General features: G+C 57.1%; 15 protein-coding genes. 13 read left to right on the top strand and 2 right to left on the bottom strand.

Features of this window, described 5'->3' with window-relative positions; genetic code table 11:
* The first annotated feature begins 204 nt into the window (after window positions 1-204).
* From RB620_RS16085 to RB620_RS16040, 10 genes are all read left to right on the top strand, one after another.
* A complete protein-coding gene (locus RB620_RS16085) occupies window positions 205-3498 on the top strand; it encodes a S8 family peptidase (protein WP_308095959.1) in 3294 nt (1097 codons plus the stop codon).
* A gap of 18 nt (window positions 3499-3516) precedes the next feature.
* Window positions 3517-3927 (top strand): DUF1146 domain-containing protein, encoded by a 411-nt coding sequence (locus RB620_RS16080; RefSeq protein WP_308095957.1) that lies wholly within the window; start codon window positions 3517-3519, stop codon window positions 3925-3927.
* A gap of 288 nt (window positions 3928-4215) precedes the next feature.
* Complete coding sequence (gene murA, locus RB620_RS16075) at window positions 4216-5616, top strand: UDP-N-acetylglucosamine 1-carboxyvinyltransferase (protein WP_308095956.1); 1401 nt, start codon at window positions 4216-4218, stop codon at window positions 5614-5616.
* Window positions 5617-5968: 352 nt separating this feature from the next.
* On the top strand, window positions 5969-7693 hold the full coding sequence (locus RB620_RS16070; protein ID WP_308095955.1) for a sensor histidine kinase: 1725 nt from the start codon (window positions 5969-5971) through the stop codon (window positions 7691-7693).
* Window positions 7690-9066: a response regulator gene (locus RB620_RS16065; RefSeq protein WP_308095953.1), complete on the top strand. Its 1377-nt coding sequence runs from the start codon at window positions 7690-7692 to the stop codon at window positions 9064-9066. Before RB620_RS16070 ends, RB620_RS16065 begins: the two co-directional genes overlap by 4 nt.
* Before the next feature lie 612 nt (window positions 9067-9678).
* Complete coding sequence (locus RB620_RS16060) at window positions 9679-11391, top strand: extracellular solute-binding protein (protein WP_308095951.1); 1713 nt, start codon at window positions 9679-9681, stop codon at window positions 11389-11391.
* Between the two features lie 283 nt (window positions 11392-11674).
* On the top strand, window positions 11675-12529 hold the full coding sequence (locus RB620_RS16055) for an ABC transporter permease (protein ID WP_374121415.1): 855 nt from the start codon (window positions 11675-11677) through the stop codon (window positions 12527-12529).
* 24 nt (window positions 12530-12553) lie between these two features.
* Window positions 12554-13438, top strand: coding sequence for a carbohydrate ABC transporter permease (locus tag RB620_RS16050; RefSeq protein WP_308095948.1), 885 nt, complete (start codon window positions 12554-12556; stop codon window positions 13436-13438).
* A gap of 91 nt (window positions 13439-13529) precedes the next feature.
* Window positions 13530-14930 (top strand): alpha-amylase family glycosyl hydrolase, encoded by a 1401-nt coding sequence (locus RB620_RS16045; protein ID WP_308095946.1) that lies wholly within the window; start codon window positions 13530-13532, stop codon window positions 14928-14930.
* Window positions 14931-15004: 74 nt separating this feature from the next.
* Window positions 15005-15253, top strand: a complete 249-nt coding sequence (locus tag RB620_RS16040; protein ID WP_308095944.1) for a type II toxin-antitoxin system prevent-host-death family antitoxin — start codon at window positions 15005-15007, stop codon at window positions 15251-15253.
* Window positions 15254-15404: 151 nt separating this feature from the next.
* On the opposite strand, the gene RB620_RS16035 is transcribed toward RB620_RS16040, so the two are convergent.
* Together RB620_RS16035 and RB620_RS16030 are read right to left on the bottom strand one after the other, a co-directional pair.
* Window positions 15405-16958 (bottom strand): HAMP domain-containing sensor histidine kinase, encoded by a 1554-nt coding sequence (locus RB620_RS16035; RefSeq protein ID WP_308095942.1) that lies wholly within the window; start codon window positions 16956-16958, stop codon window positions 15405-15407.
* Window positions 16955-17629 (bottom strand): response regulator transcription factor, encoded by a 675-nt coding sequence (locus RB620_RS16030; RefSeq protein WP_308095940.1) that lies wholly within the window; start codon window positions 17627-17629, stop codon window positions 16955-16957. Before RB620_RS16030 ends, RB620_RS16035 begins: the two co-directional genes overlap by 4 nt.
* A 199-nt stretch (window positions 17630-17828) precedes the next feature.
* Here RB620_RS16030 and RB620_RS16025 point away from each other — a divergent pair, with 199 nt between their 5' ends.
* Genes RB620_RS16025 through RB620_RS16015 form a run of 3 tightly spaced genes read left to right on the top strand, consistent with a single transcriptional unit; the run spans window position 17829 to window position 21173 of the window.
* Window positions 17829-19301 carry an efflux RND transporter periplasmic adaptor subunit gene (locus tag RB620_RS16025; RefSeq protein WP_308095939.1) on the top strand — a complete coding sequence of 491 codons (1473 nt, stop codon included), beginning with the start codon at window positions 17829-17831 and terminating at the stop codon, window positions 19299-19301.
* A complete protein-coding gene (locus RB620_RS16020) occupies window positions 19298-20059 on the top strand; it encodes an ABC transporter ATP-binding protein (RefSeq protein ID WP_308095938.1) in 762 nt (253 codons plus the stop codon). Before RB620_RS16025 ends, RB620_RS16020 begins: the two co-directional genes overlap by 4 nt.
* On the top strand, window positions 20001-21173 hold the full coding sequence (locus RB620_RS16015) for an ABC transporter permease (protein ID WP_308095936.1): 1173 nt from the start codon (window positions 20001-20003) through the stop codon (window positions 21171-21173). The genes RB620_RS16020 and RB620_RS16015 overlap by 59 nt, the downstream gene beginning before the upstream one ends.
* Window positions 21174-21379 lie beyond the last annotated feature (206 nt).

Genomic DNA, 21379 nt, shown 5'->3' with positions numbered 1-21379 from the left:
TACATCAGAAACCCCCACTTCAGTCGATACGAATGTATCGGTAAGTGGCGGGAGTATTCATTCGGCTGTTTCCTTTTTCTTGCGCCATCAAAAGAAGGGGTTGCGTGTTCAAGGGTCGAACTAGTATCGATACGTGTTTAAAAAGTGATCAAAAGCGGGCTTTTTGAACAACTACTATTGAAATACGCAAAAAGGCAGAATACCATGAATCCATTAAGCAATAGGTTGATACATAAAGAATCGCCATCGAAGGCGCAGCCGCGCCGCGAGCGCCTCGCCCCTCGGGGAGGCGCTAGCCGTCTTGCCCTAGAAGCGCGAGGCTGCTTGCGCCGCGGGCTGCTCGTGCTGCTGCTCGGGAGCGTCGCGCTCGGAGGACTGGCCGGTATCGGCCCAGTCCCCGCCTTGGCGCTCGCTCCCGGCAGCGCCGCGCCTGCCGCCGCGCATGCGGCAGGCGCCAATCTGGAGGAGCAGCCGCATAGCTGGCTGCTCCGCTGGACCGATCCCGCGCAGGCGCATGAGCTGCGCGGGACAGAGGTGCTCCGCCGCCAGCCCGATGCGGCGGTTGTAGTGGTGCGTCCCGCCGCGGATGCGGGCGAGGACGTGGAGGCTTGGCTGCGCCGTCTGCGCGGCGAGCCGGGCGTGGCTTACGTGCACCCGAACAACGGGGTGCACGTCCTCTCCGACGCGGCGGATGAACAAGCGGCCCAGGCCCAGCAAGGGCGCGCGTCCGCGAACGCGAAGGATGAGGCGGCGATCGCTCAGCCGTCCCGAGAATCCGCCAGTTCTGCTGCGGATGCGATTGCTGGCGGCAGGTCTCCCGAATCGCAATCGAGCAAGGCAGTCCCGTCCGAAGCTGCTGATGCCGGTGCGGGCGAAGGTGCCAAGCAATCGGCCGTTCCGCCTAAGAGCGGCCAAACAGAATCTCAATCGCAGCAGCAGAAGCAGACGGCTGCGTCAGCGGCGCCGGCCGGCTCACCGGAGCCGTCCGCAACGCCGGATAAAAATCTGGCGGCGAAGCCGCAAGCGACAAAGGCGAACGATCCGGAGCTGTCGAAGCAGCAGCATCTTAGCCTGATCGGAGCGGCCGAGGCTTGGAAGACGGTTCGCGGCCAGACCGGGCTTACGATCGCGCTGGTCGATACCGGCGTCGATCTCGACCACCCCGATCTCAAGGATAATCTTGTGCCGGGCGTCAATCTCGTCCAGCGCGGCAAGCCGCCGGAAGACGATAACGGGCATGGCACGAGCGTAGCCGGCGTGCTGGCGGCATCTGGCAATAACGGCATCGGCGTAGTCGGCGTGTTATGGGATGCCAAGCTGATGCCGATCAAGGCGCTCGACGAATGGGGCGACGGCACGGAGGAGGATCTCGGAGAAGCGATCCAATACGCCGTGAAGAACGGGGCGAAGATCGTCGTGTTGTCCGTCGGGCTGCACCGCCAATCGCCGTATATGCAGGACATCGTATCATACGCCGAGAAGCAGGGCGTGCTCCTGGTCGCGGCCGCGGGCAACGACGGCGTGGCATTAGGCAATAAGGCCGCCGTGAAATATCCTGCCGCTTATCCGACGGTCCTCGCCGTCGGCGGAGCGCGAGCGGACCGAACCGCCGATGCGCGCTCCAACCCAGGCCCGGAGCTGGATATTATGGCGCCTTGGCATGTATACACGACCGCCGTCGGCGGCGGGTACAAGAAGGAAGAGGGAACGTCGATGGCGGCCCCGCAGGCGGCTGCCGCCGCGGCGCTCGTGCTTGCGCGCAACCCGTCCTTCAAGCCGTACGAGGTGAGGGCGCTGCTCCGTCAGACGGCGAAGGACATGGGACTGGCCGGCTTCGATTCGGCGTCCGGTTACGGCTTGCTGCAAGTCGACCGGGCGGTGCTCGCGACGCTTTCCAAGGATGATTTTGAGCCGAACAATACGAGCGGTACGGCCGGACCGCTGCCGGTCGGCGCCATGCTGGGCGCCGAGCTAACGTCGTCGAAGGACGAGGACTGGTATACGGTCGACATGCCCTACGACGGGAAGCTGACTCTCCAGTATGAGGGGAAGGTCCAGGCCGGCAGTCCGACGCCTACCGTTAGGATCGGCTACTACGAAGGCGGCAAGCTGGTGCGCGAGGAAGATACGAAGCTATCCAGCAAGGCGATCGAATTCGCCGCGAACAAAGGCCGAGGCCGGATCAAGGTACAGTTCAGCAATCCGTCCCAGAGCCAGGCGCTGAGCTATACGCTGACGTCCTCCTTCACCATCGGCGAAGACCTGTACGAGCCGAATGACCGGCTTGCCGATGCCTATCCGCTTGAGCCGCGTTCGCAGTCTCTAACCGGTACGTTCCATAAGCCAGCCGACCGGGATTGGTTCGTCGCGGAGTTTAAGCAGAGCGGGCAGCTGAAGCTGTCCATGAGCACGAATACGGTCCGGATCGATCCGAGCATCTCGGTGCAGCGGGAGGGACAATCGCTTGTCATCTATGATGATCACGGAGAAGGCGCTTACGAAGAAACGCCAGTCATATCCGTCTCCCCGGGCAAATATTATATTCGTGTTCATAACGCGATCGCTCTGGACGCGAGTCCCGTTGCCGGAACGTTTACGCTGAAGCTGGACTTCCAGCCGGCACTCTCTGATCCGAACGAACCGAACGACAAATCGTACGAAGCGCTGCTTATGAAGGCGGGGACCGAATATGTAGGGGTGATCGACAAGGCGACGGATACGGATTGGTTCCAATTCCGCCTGACGAAAGAAAGCATGGCGGGGCTGTCGGTCAGTGGCGTTCCTCAGGGCGTTACGCTGAAGCTCGAGTATTACGACAAACGAATGAAGCTGGCAGGATCGGGCCAGTCTGGCGCGCTCGGCAAGCTGCAGACGAAGGACCAGGTGCTTGTGCCGGGTGTCTATTACGTGAAAATTTCGGCCAACCATATGTTTCAAAACAGCTATTACCGTGTAAAACTAATGGCGGATGAGCTTGTCGCCGGATTCCGCGATATCGCGAATCACTGGGCGAAGGATGCCATCGTCAGTCTGACGGGCAGGGGTATCGTGAACGGCGTGGGCCAATATCGGTTCGAGCCTGACCGGTCCATCACGCGCGCGGAAGCCGTTACAATGATCGTCAAGGCTTACAAGCCGGTCGTGGCGTCTCCGGGCTCGAAGACGTTTAAGGATGTCGGCTCGCATTGGGCGGGCGAATCGATTGCCAAGGCGGTTGCCAAAGGCTGGGTCAAGGGGTACCCGGACGGGACGTTCAAGCCCGACGATCTGATTACAAGAGCGGAGATGGCGGTCATGATCGGCTACGCGGAGGGCATGAAGACGCGGATGACATCGACCCGGCCATTCGACGATGTATCGCCGTACGAGTGGTATGCCCCGATGCTAAGCGCCATGAAGCAGGACGGCAAGCTTAGCGGCGTAGAGCCGAACGTGTTCAAACCGAATCAGACGGCGAGCCGCGCTTCGTTTGCAACGCTGCTGTATCGATATGCGTAACGTACGTTATGCGGAGGCATGACGGCATGCCTCCGTGAGCAAAGCTATGACGCGGCCTTCGGAATGAACCTCGCCACGCCGCCAAGAGACGGCGACAGCCGGTTCACCTTGGACATGAGCGCGTTTGCCCGGCAAACGCGAGAGCAGAAGCGGATAAAGGATGGAGTGAGACGTTTGTCGGATCTATCAGGGATGTGGAACATAACTGGCGTGGAAGGACTGTTCTCGATCGTAGTGGAGCTGCTTAGCATCTTTTTCGCTTGGATGCTGCTGCAGGAAGTGAAGTGGGAGACGTTTTTCCAATTCCCCCGCCGTCCGAAGGCTCGAATGCTGCAAGTGCTGCTCGCCGTCGCCATCGGACATTTGTTTGCTGGTTTCATTTTGCAATATTGGGGCTACAGCGTGATGCTGCGCAGTTTTGTCGAATAACATGCGCGAAACATGTCAACAATGGGTAATACATAACTTCATAACTTGAACGCAGTTGTCGATAACAATTTTATGAAGCAATTTTAATGGTCGGGAGGAATAGGCTCCGACACGGCAGAATTGCGGGTAAATGGGAATTCTCAGAAGAAGTTGGAAATAAATTTACCCTTGTCGATTATTGCGGACGGATGTTAAGATGAAGTTTAGTGATTGCTCGAAGTCTGTCAAATAAGGACAGAAAAAGTACATTTTACGATTCAGAAATTGCAATTCGCGGAGGGACACAAGATGACCAAAATTATCGTCCGCGGAGGCCAGCGCTTATCGGGTACGGTCCGCGTCAGCGGCGCCAAAAATGCAGTGCTCCCCATTCTTGCTGCCTCATTATTAGCGACGGAAGGAGACAGCGTCATCTGTGACGTGCCCCTCCTCGACGACGTTATGACGATTCAGAGCGTTCTTGCTTCGTTAGGCGCTCAGCTTACTTACAACAACGAGACAATGCGGATATCCGCACCGATTATTCATTCTTACGAAGCTCCTTACGAGCTGATCCGCAAAATGCGCGCTTCCTTCCTGGTCATGGGCCCGCTGCTCGCCCGCATCGGAAAAGTCCGGATCTCGCTGCCGGGCGGATGCGCGATTGGAACCCGTCCGATCGACCAGCATCTGAAGGGCTTCGAGGCGATGGGCGCCGAGATTACGCTCGGCCAAGGGTTTATCGAAGCGAGCGTGAAGGATCGCTTGAAGGGCGCCAAGATTTATTTGGATGTTGCAAGCGTAGGCGCAACCGAGAATATTATGATGGCCGCCGCGCTGGCTAGCGGAACGACTACGATCGAAAATGCGGCGAAGGAACCGGAAATCGTGGACCTCGCTAATTATATTAACGCCATGGGCGGCAAGGTGCGCGGCGCGGGTACCGGCATGATTCGCATCGAAGGCGTGGACCGGATGACGGGCGCGAAACATAACGTCATCCCTGACCGCGTCGAAGCGGGCACGTACATGATCGCGTCCGCCATTACGGGCGGCGACGTCTTCGTCGAAGGCGCGATCGCGGACCATTTGACGCCGGTCATCTCGAAGCTCCAAGAGATGGGCGTGGAGATTACGGAAAGCGATAACGGCATTCGCGTGAGGGCTTCCAAGGTGCTTAGAGGCGTCGACGTCAAAACGCTTCCGCATCCGGGCTTCCCGACGGATATGCAGTCCCAGATGATGGCGCTGCTGCTCGTTTCCGAAGGGACCAGCGTCGTGACGGAGACGGTGTTCGAGAACCGCTTCATGCATGTCGAGGAATTCCAGAAGATGAACGCAAGCATTAAGGTCGACGGCCGTTCGGCGATCGTTACCGGCGGCGTTCCTCTCTCGGGAGCGAAGGTGACCGCGACGGATCTGCGCGCGGGAGCGGCGCTTATCTGCGCGGCGCTTCGCGCCGACGGCGAGACGGAAGTGACGGGCTTGCACCACGTGGACCGCGGGTATATCGACATTACGGGCAAGCTGGCTTCCCTTGGGGCGGATATTCGCCGCGTCGCCGCGGATTCCGAACCGGTAGGCGCGATTCAAGCGCAGCCGCATGCCGTAACCGGCAAGGTTGCCGCGGTTGCGGCCGTAAGCGAGCCTGTCGTAGCCTACAAGCGGGAGAAGGAAGTCGTGCTGAAGGTGCAGCCGACCTGGGCGTAACCGCCTTCCAACAGACAACATAGCGGGAGACTAATCTTGCCGCCGCCAAAGCCTATGGGCTTTGGCGGATGGAAGAGAGTCTCCCGCTTTTTTTTCGTGCCGCACCGAGCAGCACAGTCCAAGCCGCGACCAAACCGTCGCATATCGCGCGGTCCAAAAATCTATCCACCTAATCCGAACAAATCGTCGTACGCGGGGCGCGTCCTTTCGCGTTATGATAGAATGGGCGGAGTTTATCCCGCGACCGCAAGCAACCTGCATGAGACGACCAGGAAAGGGTTGAACCATCGCGCATATGCCTACCAAACGATTGCACAACGTTACCTTCAAAAACAGGATCATCTTCATCTTTTTGATCAGCTGTTTGGCGCCTTTCGTATGCCTCGGCTTGATCTCCTTCTATACAATCGATTCCATTATCGGCAATAAGGTCGAAGGCGCTCTTCAGAGCAACCTCAAGCAGGACCTGATGACGCTCGAGAATACGCTGAACAACCTGAGCCACGTGTCGCAGCAGCTCGCTTACGGCGGCGGCACCAATCGGCTGATCGAGCAGCTCGAGTTGGAAGAGGAGCCTTACGAGAGGCTTCGCTTGAACAACGAAATTCGCAACGAGCTGAACAATATTACGTTCTCCAATCCGAATATCGGACTGCTTATGTATTACGATCCGGAAGAGAGGCTCTATGAATTCGAGAACTTCCGCATCCGCGGGGACTTCAATCCGGAGAAATTGCCGCTGATGGCGGAATATCCGGAGATCTCCTACTACGGACCGCATCTCAGTTACAACGGATCCATCAATCAGTACGTGTTCAGCATCATGCGCAAGGTCAACTTGCCGGACCAGAACCTGTACTTGTACATCGAATCCGGCCGCAACGCGCTCAAGACGTTGTTCGCCCCGCAGAACCGGAAGGAAAGCTCGAGAAGGCTGCTGCTGCTCGAAAATGCGGGACGCATCGCGTTCAGCGAGGTGCCTGCTGCCTTTGCGGAGCAGGGCATGTTCCCGAATCCGGATCCTGCAACGCAATCCGGCAATGCGGGGGGCTACTTCTGGAACAAGGAAACGAGCAATCAAGGCTGGAGCCTCGTGTCCGTCATTCCGGAGAATGAAATCAATCAGGAGCGCAACCGCTGGCTGATCCAAATATCGGGCATCTTCCTTCTTTTCCTGATCCTTGCCGTATTCGTCGCCTGGCTGCTCTGGAAGATGGTGTACCGTCCGCTGGATAAGTTCCACAAGGAGATCAAGTCGCTGATCCATTCGGACAAGAGGGAACGCGAAGAGCTGACGCATATCCCCGAGTTCGATTATTTGCTCTACCAGACCCGCAGCATGAAACGGAAAATCTGGGCGCTTTACGACGAGATCGAGCAGAAAGAGAAACGAAGAGCCGATCTCGAGGTGGAGAAGCTGCTGTACCAGATCAATCCCCACTTCCTGATGAACACGCTCGATACGGTGCACTGGCTGGCGCTCATGAACGGGCAGAAGGAGATCGACAAGCTCGTACTCAGCTTGAACAAGCTGCTGTTTTATAATCTTGGCAAGATGGGCGAGACTTCTACGATCGGGGATGAAATCGAGGCGCTTAAGGAATATCTTCAATTGCAGCAAATTCGGTACGATTTCCAATTCGACGTGGACATTGACGTGGACGAGAAAAGCCTCGGACTGTCCAGCCCGCGCTTCCTTCTTCAGCCGATGGTGGAGAACGCGCTTTATCACGGCGTAAGTGACGACGGTTATATTTATGTCGGCGTAGCGCTTCAGGAGGAAGGTCTGCAAATTACGATTCAAGATAACGGAGCGGGGATGAGCCGGGAGATGATCGACCAACTTATGGACGAGGATACGGAAGACAGCCATAAGATCGGGATGGGAATCGGCATGAAATACGTGAAGCGGATTTTGCGGGCCAATTACGGCGAAGAAGCAAGGCTGCACATCCGCAGCGAGCTTGGCAAAGGAACGGTCGTTACCTTGCGGTTGCCCGCTACCGCTCCCGTACATGCTTCGGCCATCGCTTCCGCAACGCCATTAATGCCAGCAACCGGAGGAGAGCAACCATGATTCGCGTATTAATCGTAGACGATGACAAGCTCGTGCGCAAAGGATTGGCTTCATCGATGCCGTGGCAAGCCTTCGGCATGGAGATCGTAGGCGAAGCCAATAACGGGGAGAATGCTCTGAAGTTCATGGAGTCGAACCCGATCGACCTCTTGATGACGGATTTGTCCATGCCGGTCATGTCCGGAATCGAGCTCATGAGAATCGTTCGGGAGAAATATCCGCTCGTGCAGATCGTCGTGTTGTCCCTGCATCAGGATTTCGAATACGTGCAAGAAGCACTGAGGCTCGGGGCGATCGACTACATCGCGAAGATCCAACTGGAGCAAGAGCAATTCGAAGAGGTGCTGGGCCGAGTCGTCAAGCTGATGGAACGGAAGGACGTCGCAAGAGGGGGCGCCGAACACCAAGAAGCAGGCGCTTTGGGCGGAGGAGAACTGTATGTTTATTATTCGCTAAACCCGAATCCCGAGGAATCGCAGCAAGACTGGGCGATCCCGGAGCATGCGGAAGAAGCGGAGCCCGGCATTTGGTATTCGGCGGAGCCGTCCCGCGTCCTTCCGACGCCGAACGTGGCCGGCGTGAGGTTCACCGGACTGGGCGGCATGGACCGCAAGTCTGTGATGCAGCTTATTCGGGCGTACGGCAAAAAAGATTTATTTTACGAATATCAGCCAGACGTTGCTTATACGCAAGTGGAAGCCGCGGCCTATATGGCCCGGGACAAGTCGGGAAGCGCCGCTCCGATCGAGCAGCTTAAGGAAGAATGGTCGGCGGCCGACTGGATCTCCGAGGATGCCGCTTTCGGGGAGCAGCTAGCCCGGCTGAAGGAACTCCGGATGCCGCCGGTCCGGCTCATCCGAATCTTCTACTCGTTAACCGACGAATGGAATAGGCTGTATCACGCGTTATTGGAGGAGCCGATTACGATCGAAGACTTCTTCCCGGGCTGGTATCGCTTCGCGGAATGGCTGGAAGGGGTGCGCGACCGTATCCGGCGCGCCGGTACGAAACCTTTGTTCTCGCAGGAGATACAGAACAGCATCGTGAAAGCGATGAGCCTCGCCCAGCAGAACATTAGCGAGTCGATCCCCTCTTCGGAGATCGCGCAGATGGTCAATATGAGCGGCAGCTATTTCAGCCAATGCTTCAAGCAATATGTGGGCAAGACGTATACCGACTATGTGCGGGATATCCGGATGGAGCGGGCGAAGGACTATTTGCGCAGCACGACCAAGACGATTGGATGGGTGGCGGAGCAGATCGGCTACAACGACGAAAAATATTTCAGCCGGCTGTTCCGGGAGCATGCCGGCGTATTGCCGAGCGAATACCGGCAGCTACCGGAGAACCAGCGTGGGAAGGGGCAGGGGTAGTCCGCTACCGACGGGAGCGAACGAATACGAAATTTCGTACACATCGGCGTGTCAGATGAAGCAAGTCAGCGGATGAGCATGGAATTTCGTACACAATGGTGCGTCAGAGGGGCCAGGTTGGCTGATGGGTACGAAATTTCGAATACAATGACGTGTCAAACGGACATAGTCAGCGAACGAATACGAAATTTCGTACACATCGGCGTGTCAGATGGAGCAAGTCAGCGAATGAGTACGAAATTTCGTACACAATGACGTGTCAGACGGAGCAAGTCAGCAAACGAGTACGAAATTTCGTACACATTGCTTGCCAGAGTACGCCGGATCTAGCAACTGCGTAGTTCTCGCCACCATTTTAGCGAATAGGGTAGACATTTTTTTGTGTTTTTCCTGAAATAGGGAAAAATTTTAAAGATGTCACCCTATTTTTCTTTTTCCCGCCCCCATTAGCGCGATGTAAAGTGAACATAGATGCGAAGCCGGGCGTGAACTTTTTTTTAGCGATAAATGTTCTACCCTGACTCAGGAACGCTCTCTATCCCGGATCCCAAAGAACCCGTGATATAGTTGGGTTGTCGAGAAGACAATGAAGATCACTTAAGGGGGATACACATGAAAAAAGCCATTTTCTCCGCACTGGCTATGCTGGTCGTTACGGCAAGCTTGACGGCTTGCAGCGGTAACGGCGGCAACAACGGCAACGCTTCCGAAACGGCAGCGCCAAGCAATAACGCGGGAACGTCCACGGAAGCGCCGCCGGCAGAGGAAGTCATTGATCCGTTCGCGAAATTCGAGCAGCCGACGGAAGTTTCCCTCGGACGCGCGATCGATCCGAACTTCAAGTTCGATGGCAGCGACACGGCGGAAGACAACGTGTACACGCGCTGGCTCAAAGATAAATTCAACATCGTCGTGAAGCATGCTTGGGAAGCGGCTCAAGGCAACGACTATCAGCAGAAGGTCAGCCTGGCGATCTCCAGCAACGATCTTCCGGACGCGATGGTCGTGAACGAAACGCAGCTTCGCCAAATGGTGAAAGCCGGCCAGCTCGCGGACTTGAACGAAGTATACGAGAAATACGCGAGCCCGGAACTGAAAGCGGTTTACGACTCCAACCCCGGCTTGCTGGAAAGCGTAACGTTCGACGGCAAGCTGTACGCGCTGCCGGAGACGACGCTGCCATCCGCTCCGATGACTTGGATCCGCAAGGATTGGCTCGACAAGCTGAGTCTTGAAGCGCCGAAATCGCTGGAAGACCTCGGCAACATCGCCAAAGCGTTCATCGACAACAAGTTGGGCGGAGAAAACACGATCGGCATCGTCGGCACGCAGCAAGGCGGATCGTTGTCCTCCAACTTCCTTGCGTCGACCGATCACTGGTACAACTTCTCGCCGCTGTTCTTCGCGAACGATGCTTTCCCGGGCATCTGGGTGAAGGATAAGGACGGCAACGCGGTATACGGCTCCACGACGGAAGAGACGAAGAACGCTCTGTCCATGATGAGAGACTGGTACGCGAACGGCATTCTCGACAAAGAGCTTGGCATTCGCAAATCCACGGCCGAAGTCGTGGCAAGCGGCCAAACCGGCATTTTCTTCGGCCCATGGTGGTCGGCTTATAACTTGACGGATTCCATCACGAACGATCCGAACGCCAACTGGAGACCATATGCCGCGCCTCTGAACGATGCGGGCCAGTTCAACTCTAACCAAGCGACGGGCAGCAGCTTTATCGTCGTAAGCAAAAACGCAAAACATCCGGAAGCCGTTATCAAAATGACGTCGCTTCACAAGTGGGGCAAGGACGAAGAATACAAGACGCTGACGGCGGGTAAAGAAATGACATCCCAGCAGGTGCCATTGTTCCTCATCCTGGGCGCGGGCGACCAATTGGAATACGCGGTTGACTCGCTGCGCAAATTCCTGAAGGACGAAATCAAGCTCGAGGACATCGACAACATCAATTACGGATGGGCGCACGAAATGGCGAACCACGCCAAAGCCGTGAAGCTTGAGCCGGTTGATAACTACGATATCCAATATTTCGATCAAAAAACGGATGCCGGCTTCTTCACGCACATCTACGCGCATCTAAACGGCGGCTCCACGTTCGTCGACGCGGACATCAACTGGGTTCGAAGCATCGCGACCGCCCAGACGAAAACGATGGAATCCCGTTGGACCAACCTCAAGAAGCTCGAGGACGAGACGTTCCTGAAAATCATCATGGGCAGCGCGGAGCTGAGCGCGTTCGACGAGTTCGTCGCGAAGTGGAAAGACCAAGGCGGCGACAAGGTAACGGAAGAAGTCAACGAACTTAAATAGGACAATGGATCAAGACGGGCGCGTTAGTCGCTCGTCTTGATCTTCTCATAATGCGTGTTCAAAAAGTCCGGTTTTCAGCACCGAGAAGATTGAATGAAGCTAGGAAATGAGGAGCGGAGCGTAGTGTAGCTACGTGAGCACCGGAAGTTCCGGCTGAATTCAATATTCGATGTCGAAAAGCTTCCTGGCATACATCGTGATCAAAAGTGGACTTTTTGAACTACCTCAAGAGGGGAGTGGAGAGAGAGTGATACCTAGAAGCTTTGCCAAACATTTCTACATCATGCTGATTCCCGGACTCTTATGGTTAATCTTCTTTAACCTCTATCCCATGTACGGAGTCATCACGGCGTTCAAGGAATTTAACCCCGGCCTTGGCCTATGGAAATCGCCTTGGATCGGGATGGAGAATTTCGCTTACATGTTTGAGCTGGACGACAGCAAGCTGATCTTCCGCAATACGGTCGTCATCGCGTTCTCCAAGATGGTCGGCAACCTCATCGTGCCGCTCGTCTTCGCGCTCATGCTGAACGAGGTGAAGAACAGGCTGTTCACCCGCACGGTGCAGACCGTCGTCTACCTGCCCCATTTCTTGTCCTGGGTCATCGTCGGGGGCATGATGCTGGATATTTTCTCGTATACCGGTCCCGTCAATGCGATCTTGTCCGGGCTGGGAGCGGAGCCGATCCTCTTCTTCGCGAACGCGGACGTATTCCCGGCGATCATCGTAGGCAGCGATATTTGGAAGGAATTCGGCTTTAACGCCATCATCTTCTTCGCCGCTCTAACGTCGATCAATCCGGAGATGTACGAGGCGGCCGCGATCGACGGCGCATCGCAATGGCAGCGGCTGCTCAAGATTACGATCCCGAGCATTCTGCCGGTCGCGGCGCTGCTCGCCACGCTCAGCTTAGGCAACATCCTGAACGCGGGCTTCGACCAAATCTTCACGATGTACAATCCATCCGTCTATTCGACGGGCGATATCGTGGACACCTGGGTATACCGCGCGGGTCTTATCGACTTCCAGCATGGACTGGCTACAGCGGTCGGCTTGCTCAAATCTGTCGTCGGCCTCATCCTGATCACCGTTTCGTATACGCTGGCTTACCGGTTCGCCAATTATCGGATTTTCTAAAAAGAGAGGCAGGAGTGGATCGAAATGATAACAGAACGTTCGGTGGCTTCCAGATTGTTTAACGGACTCAATATCATACTGCTTGTCGTCATCATGCTGCTATGCCTCGCTCCGGTATGGTACACCTTATCGATCTCCCTAAGCGATAAGGCCGCGGCGGCGGCAGGGCAAGTATTCCTATGGCCGAAGGGGATTACGTTAGGCTCTTATGCGACCATCATGGAAGACAGCCAATTTTTCCAATCGTTTTGGATCTCTGTGCAGCGGGTCGTGTACGGAGCGGGGATCGCTTTTTTCATTATTTTGCTGATGGCTTATCCATTGTCCAAGAACGCGAAAGAGTTCAAGCCGAGGAACGTCATCATGTGGCTTCTCGTGTTCGCCATGCTCTTTAACGGCGGTTTGGTGCCATGGTATCTCACGATGCAATCGCTTGGCATGATCAACAACATTTGGGGGTTGGTGCTTGGCGGGGGGCTGCCGGTCTTCAACGTCATCCTCGTCATGAACTACCTTCGCAACATGCCTAAGGAAATGGAAGAATCCGCGATGATCGACGGAGCGGGGCCGTGGCGCATCCTATTCAGCATTTGTTTGCCGCTATCCGTGCCGGTGCTCGCGACGATTCTAGTCTTCACGATCGTGTATCATTGGAACGAATTTTTCCAAGCGCTTGTGCTTATGAACAAATCGGATTTGTATCCGCTGCAATCGTATATTAAGCAGGTGGCGGTCGTCATCGACCCGACGACGATGGATGCGGAGACGGTCAAACAAATGTCGGTGTTGTCCAACCAGACGCTGAACGCGGCCAAAATCTTTATTTCCATGCTGCCGCTGCTCGTGATTTACCCGTTTTTGCAGAAATATTTCGTCAAGGGGATTACGCTTGGATCGGTTAAGGGCTAACGACGTCGACGATTACGCCGCTTCCGTGGAGGAGCGGCGCTGTGATAGATTGCTGGTGTAGTGCCATTCCTCATGAAACGGAAGTGAATCGATGTTAAAGAGCGTGAATCGGATGCTCGCCATTCCCATTGCCGCTGCTCTGGTAGGGCTGGCCGCCTGTTCGGCGGGAAACGGCGGGGAGCCGGCGAAGCCAGCCGAGTCGGCGGTTCCGGTTGTTCAGCAAGGCGTAGGGGCGCCGGAGTGGGCCGCGAAGGCCGTCATGTACGAGGTGAACTTGCGGCAGTTTACGAAGGAAGGAACGTTTAAGGCATTCGAGGCGCATTTGCCGCGATTGCAGGAGCTTGGCGTCGACATCCTTTGGTTCATGCCGATTCACCCCATCTCGAAGACGAAGCGGAACGGCACGCTCGGGTCCTATTATGCCGTGGATGATTTTAAAGCGGTGAACCCGGAGTTCGGTACGGAAGATGACTTCAGATCACTGGTCGACAAAGCGCATGAGATGGGCTTCAAGGTGCTGCTGGATCTGGTCGCCAACCATACGGGCTGGGATAACGCTTGGACGGCCAATGCCGGCTGGTATACGACGGACGAAGGGGGCAACATCGTCCAGCCGCCGGGCACGAACTGGGCGGATGTCGCTGATTTGAACTACGAGAACGTTGACATGCAAGGGGCCATGATCGACGCGATGACCTATTGGGTTCGCGAGTTCGACGTCGACGGTTATCGAGCCGATTACGCCAGCGGCGTGCCAACGCCGTTCTGGGAGCAAGCGCGGGCTGAGCTGGAAAAGGTGAAGCCGGTTTATATGCTGGCGGAAGACGATCAGCAGATCGGCTTGCTTCGCAATGCTTTTCACGCCAATTACGGCTGGCAGCTGTATAACGTCATGAACCGCGTTGCCAACGGGATGGGCAATGCGGAGCAAGTGAGGCTGTACGCGGAGCGTCTGGCCAAAAGTTATCCCGCGGGCACCTATCCGCTCAACTTTACGTCCAACCACGACGAGAATTCGTGGGTCGGGACGGAGTACGAGCGGCTCGGCGGCGCGGTGAAGGCGATGGCGGCGCTGAGCTTCGCGCTGCCCGGCATGCCGTTGATCTACTCGGGTCAGGAGGCGGGGCTTGATCGGCGTCTCCTGTTCTTCGACAAGGACGAAATCGTTTGGGACGACTTGTCGATGCAGACGTTTTATCGGCAGCTCGTTCAGTTGAAGCACGACAATAAGGCGCTGTGGAACGGCAGCGCCGGCGGTCCTTACCGCTCGCTGGAGACCGGCGACGACCGTCTGCTTGCGTTCGAGCGGACCAAGGACGGCAACACGGTCGTCGCCGTCATGAACCTGTCCGCCGAGCCGGTGACGTCTACCGTGCAATTAGGCGACGTCGCAGGGAAGTACCAAGCGCTGAACGGCGCCGCGGTGGAGCTGCCGGCGGAGCACGCGGCCGATCTGGCGCCGTGGGCGTTCGAGATTTATGTGAAGCATTAGATTTGATGATAAATGTGATGTGTTATTTTACGAATAATAAGGGTAAAATAATTACAACTTAGAGGGGAGTTGTAATGATGCCCAATATCAAGCCTGTTTCTGACCTAAGGAACTATAATGAGGTGCTGCGAGATATTGCAGTGGATGAGCCTGTCTTTTTGACCAAAAATGGAAGAGGCCTTTATGTACTTGTGGATATAGAGGAATATGAGAAAACGCAAGCAACCATAAAGTTGTTGTCCAAATTGTCGGAAGCAGAAACGATAGCGAAAGACGGCGGCTGGTTGTCCTCGGAAGATGTGAAAGATCGTTTAGGTGTGTAGTTGATGCGAAAGATTCGAGTTAATCCGCTATTGCCAACGGATCATGGACAGTATCACGATGACTGACGAATCAATCCATTAATGAGTAAGGAGCTGCCGTGTGGCAGCTCCTTTTTTATTGTTGATGAGCACGAGCACTCGTTGAATTTTATTAGGTGAAGCCGCGGCCGTTCTCGTGCAAGGGTGAGAGGGAGAGCGGCAGCCGTACGACGAAACAGGCTCCCTGGAGCGGCTCCGACTCGACCGCGATCGTGCCGCCGTGCAGCTCCACGATTTTGCGGGCGATCGACAGGCCGAGACCGCTGCCGCCGACGTTCCGGTTCCGGGCCGGATCGATCTTGTAGAACCGCTCGAAGACGCGTTCCCGTTCCTCATCCGCGATGCCCGGCCCCGTGTCGCGGACGGCAACGACGATCAAGTCGTTTTCTTCCGCCGCCGTTATCGTGATCGCCCCGCCGGCCGGCGTAAATTTAATGCTGTTGGTCAGCAGATTCGTCCAGACGCCGTTTAACAATTCGGCATCGGCCATGACGGTGAGCTCTTCCGCGAGCAGCTCGACTTGAAGCGACTTGCGCTGCCAGGACGGTTCGCAGGCAAGCGTCACTTCCCGCAGCTGGCGGTCGAGACGATACGGCGCGGGGTGAAACGGGTGATGCTCGGAATCGAGCGACGACAGCTTGAGCAGGTTCTCGCTGAGCTTGGACAGCCGGTTGCTCTCCTGCTGAATAATGCCGACATACCGTTCCTTCTCCTCATCGGTGACCTCCTGCGCTCGGAGCGCTTCCGCGAAGCCGTGAATCGACGTGAGCGGCGACTGGATCTCGTGCGACACGTTGGCGACGAAGTCCTGGCGCATCGTCTCGATGCGGGACAAACCGTCGGCCATCGTATTCATGCTCAGCGCCAGCTCGCCAAGCTCGTCCCGCCGTTTGACCGGCAGCCGGACGCTGAAGTTACCGGCGGACATGCGAAGGGCGGCGTCGTTTATTTTTTTGATCGGGCCAACAAGGAATCGTGCCGCGAATAAGATTAGCACCGAGCCGATCGCCAATAACGTGAGAAGAAGCGTGGCGGCCGTCAGGATGAAGTTGCTGTTGCGCGGATAGCGGTTATGCTGCAAGAATAGCGACCACTGCTCGCCGTCCAGCGTGACCAGTCTGCCAATGGATTCGCTTAGCGAAGGTGGCCCCGGCCTGACGCCGAAGGGACGTTCGACAACGCCGCCGCCAGCCTCAACGCTATCGCTGCTGCCACCACCGACTCCATCTGCGACTCCATCTTCACCGCCAACTTCACCGCCAACTTCACCGCCAACTCCATATCCACCGCCGACCCCGTCACCAACATCGTCACGATCACCTTCCGCTTGCCCCGGCCATGGCGGGGCGGACTTGCGAATCCCTTCCAACCTTCGCTGCAGTTCCTCTCCGTGTTCGCCGACCGCGATGCGCTCCCCTTTCGTATTTACCGCGAAGATGGAAATATCCTCGATGTCCGCGATCTCTTCAAGGAAACGCGGGAGCGAGGACGGCTCGGCGACGTTGTGCAACTGCTTGATTCGCTCGAACGCGGCATCGTAGTCTTGCTTCATCGAACCGCGCGACTGCTTAAAAAGCTGATTCGTCAGCAGGAAGGCGAGCGCGATGCTAAGGACGACGATTAGCAGGAAGGTCGCTACGATCCGGACGTATAGGCTGCGCGTCATCCGGCATGCTCCAGCCGGTAGCCGAGCCCGCGCACCGTCTCGATGCGGAAGCCGAAGCTTTGCTCCGGGAAACGGTTCCGCAGCCTTTTGATATGGACGTCAACCGTCCGCTCGTCCCCTTCGTAGTCGACGCCCCACAGCTGCGTGATCAGGTCCTCGCGGGAAAAGGTTTTGCCAGGATAGCTCGCCAGCTTAAAAAGCAGCTCGAACTCCTTCGGCGGCAGCGACATGGCCTCGCCTCCGGATGAAATCCGAAAATCGGCATAGTTCATGCTGATCTGGCCCAGATCGACGTTCTGGGAGGCGGTGATCCGATACCGCCGCAGCAGCGCCTTCACGCGGGCTTGAAGCTCCGGCGGGTCGAACGGCTTGACCATGTAATCGTCGGCTCCCAGCTCCAGCCCTTTCACTTTGTGCACGGTTTCTCCCTTGGCCGTCAACAAGAGAAGCGGGAAATCGTATACGCCGCTCATGGCCGAACATAACGCCCAGCCGTCCATGCGGGGCATCATGACGTCGATGATCGCCAAATCCGGGCGCACCGACTCCAGCTTCTCGAGCGCTTCGACGCCATCCGAAGCTTCGACCACCTGATGCCCGTCTCTTCTAAGGAACAATCCGATTAATTCGCGAATGTTGGGATCATCGTCGACGACTACGATTTTGGGCATGCAAAGCTCCTCCGTCCTCTTCGTTTCTATTTAAGCTGAGCGTACATGAACAAGCTGAGGCGAAGCTGAACCGGACATGAAAATAAGCTGAAAATTGGCTGCCATGCCGCCTGCTGCCTCCGCTCAGGACGTTCATATGCCGTTCATGAACCCGTGCTATAGTCCCTCTTGAAACCGATAGGCGGAAGGTGGAATGGACATGAAGAAGTGGATGATAGGCGTCGGGATCGTGCTTATCGTCGCGGCGGCTGGCACCGGCGGCTATTATTATTGGAACGGGCAGCGCCCGGCCGCGCAGGAAGCCGAAGCGACGTCGCTTTCGGTGAACGCGGCCAGGGGGAATATCGTCGTGAAGGTTAGCGGTTCCGGTTCGGTTGCTGCCGAGACGAAGGAATCGGTGCAAGCCGGAATGAACGGGACGATCTCGGAGCTTAGCTTCAAGGTCGGCGACAAGGTAAAGGCGGGCCAGGTGCTGGCCGTATTCGAGCAAGAGGATGTAAGCAGCCAGATTGACCAAACGGAGCTTAACATCAAAAAACAGGAGCTTCAGATGGAGCAATACGAGAAGCAATACAAGGAAGCGGCGGCAGCCGCGGAGGCGGACGAATCTTCATTGGCGTCCATAGAGCTGAATATCGAAATGCTGAAGCTGGAGATGGCGAACAACGAAGACGAATTGGCGGAGCTGCGCGAGCAGCAGGCCGAGAAGCTGGAGGTGAAGGCTTCGATCGACGGCGTCGTGACGGTCAGCGAAGTTGCCATCGGGGATACGGTGCAGGCGAATGCGATCATCGCGGAAATCGTCGACTACGATTCACTCACCTTCAACGTGCAGGTGGATGAGCTGGATATGCCGCAGATTAGCGAGGGACAAGCGGCGCAGGTTTATCTAACCGCATTCCCGGACAAGACGTATGAAGGCGAAATCAAGGAGCTCGCCAAGGAAGGTTCGGTATCCGGCGGCGTCGCCGCCTATGAGGTCGCTATCGCGCTGAAGGATCTCGAGGGCGTGCTGGCGGGCATGTCCGGGCAAGCGGATATGATTATCGCTTCGCGCGAAGATGTCATCGTCGTTCCCGTGGCTGCCGTCGTCGAGCTGATGGGCAAAACGTATGTCCGCGTGCCGGGCGAAGGCGGTGCCGGAGCGGGTGGAGGCGCACAAGGCGGCACAGAAGCAGGTGCGGCTGGCGGTACAGGCGATCAAGGCGGAGGCCGGGGAGTAGCCGGCACAGGAACAGGAACCGGCGGCGGTACCGGAGTAGGCGCAGGGACCGGAGCCGGTGCGGCCTCGGGCGGCGCTGGCGGTCAAGCACCGGCTGGTGCCGAAGGCGCTACCCGGGGGCAAGCCCCCGGAGCGGGCGGCTCGGCCGACGCTCGAATGAATGCCATGGCGTCGCGGATCGGGCTCGGCGGCCAGCTGAAGGAAGTGACCGTCGGCGTGAGCGACGAGACGTACGTGGAGATCGTCTCGGGCTTGGCACAGGGCGACACGGTACTGGTTCCGTTGCCGCAAGGCGCGGTCGGAACGGGATCGGCGTCGAATCAGCAGCAGATGATGTTCCCGGGCGGCATGGGTGGCGTGGGCGGCATGAACTTCCCAAGCGGCGGCATGGGCGGCGGCCAAGGCGGAGGCATGCGCGGGGCGATGACGCAAAGCGGCGGTGCGCGATGAACGAAGAAAGCATGGGACCTCTAATCGATATCAAGGAGCTTTCGAAGAGCTATGTGATGGGCAAAGAGAGAGTGCAAGTGCTGAACGCCGTATCGATGCGGGTAATGCCGGGCGAATTCGTGGCGATCGTGGGGCCCTCGGGTTCGGGCAAGTCCACGCTCATGAATTTGATCGGCTGTCTGGACGCTCCAACGGAAGGCAGCTACAAATTGGACGGCACGGAAGTGAAGGGGCTTAGCGACAACAAGCTCGCCGACATCCGCAACCGGAAGATCGGGTTCATCTTCCAATCCTTCCACCTGCTGCCCAAGCTGTCGGCGGTCGAGAACGTGGAGCTTCCGCTTATCTACCGCGGCATGTCGTCGAAGGAGCGCAGGGAGCGTTCGAGCCGAGCGCTGCGGCAGGTCGGCTTAACGGATCGCATGTTCCACAAGCCGAGCGAGCTGTCGGGCGGCCAGCAGCAGCGCGTTGCCATCGCGAGGGCGCTCGCCGGACATCCGCCTATTCTGCTTGCCGACGAGCCGACGGGCGCGCTGGATACAAAAACCGGGCAAGAGGTGCTCGGCCTTATCGAGCAGTTGAACGCGGAAGGCCATACCATCGTGCTCATTACGCATGACAAGGAAGTGGCGAAGCGAGCGTCCCGCACCGTAGTCATGAGGGACGGCTGGCTGACCGAAGAGGAAAGGAGGGTGGATCATGAAGCTGTCTCAAGGCTTTCGGATGGCATTCTCCAGTATCCTGTCGAACAAACTTAGGACCATTCTGTCCATGCTCGGCATTCTCATCGGGGTGGCGACCGTGATCGCCCTCGTCGCCATGGGCGAAGGCTCCTCAAGGCAGGTCGAGGAGCAGGTGTCCTCGCTCGGCACGAATATGCTCTCGGTGACGATAACCGGGCGGGGGACGGATACGACGATGTCGAAGGACGAGGCGCTCGCGCTTGCCGATATCGAAGGTGTGGCCGGCGTTTCGCCGGTCGTGAGTTCTTCCGCGTCGGTCAAGTACGAGAAGACCAGCACGGACGTAACCGTAGACGGGATTACATCGGAATACGAGTTCGTGCAGGACTTCAGCGTGCAGATCGGCCGATATCTATCGGCCATGGATGAACGCAATAAAACGAAGGTCGCGCTGATCGGCGTCACGACGGCGGACGAGCTGTTCGGCGGCGACGATCCGCTCGGCAAGGTTGTGCTGGTGAACGGCATGCGCTTCACGATCGTAGGCTTGCTGGAGCCGAAGGGAAGCTCGCTTGCCGGCTCGAACGACGAGAAGCTGCTTATTCCGCTCTCGGTCGCGCAGAGGATTTTTAACAGCGAGGGCGTCCGGTCCGTTTACATCCAGACGACGGATATGGACGTGATGGACGCCGTCACGGCCAGACTCGAGTCGGAGCTGACGGAGCTGTTCCGCGGCGACACGGACAGCTACCGGGTGTTCAACCAGCAGGACGCAATGGACACGCTGAACGCGGTTAACGAGACGATGAACACGATGCTCGTCGGCGTCGCGGCCATATCTCTCGTGGTCGGCGGCATCGGCATCATGAACATCATGCTCGTCTCCGTGACGGAGCGCACGCGGGAGATCGGCATTCGCAAGTCGCTCGGCGCCAAGCGCCGCGACGTGCTGTTCCAATTCCTGATCGAATCGATGTCGATCAGCGCGCTGGGCGGTGCGCTCGGCGTCGGACTCGGGTACGCCGCGTCGTTTGTCATCGAGACGGCGATGGATTCGCCGACGGCCGTATCTTCGGACATGGCCGCGTATGCGTTCTTGTTCTCGGCTTGCGTCGGCATCGTGTTCGGTCTCTTCCCGGCTTATAAGGCGGCGGGGCTAAGGCCCGTAGAAGCGCTAAGACATGATTAATTCATATGACAGACTCACCCTATCAAGAGGGGCTTATCGGGACAACCGATAGGCCCTTCTCTCTTTTTTTGCTGTCCGAAGGACAATCTCGTAAAGGTCTATTGAGCGCCTTGCGGCCCGCAATTTGTTTAAGGCTTGGGCTTAGTACCTGCTTCTAGTAGTTGAGGCTAGCGATCGCTAGAGATTCATTAAAGAAAATTCTTTTC

The organism is Paenibacillus sp. LHD-117, assembly GCF_030929555.1.
Taxonomy (GTDB): Bacteria; Bacillota; Bacilli; order Paenibacillales; family Paenibacillaceae; genus Pristimantibacillus.
The sequence above is the reverse complement of the archived record's forward strand: the minus strand, read 5'-3'. Positions and strand labels throughout refer to the sequence as shown.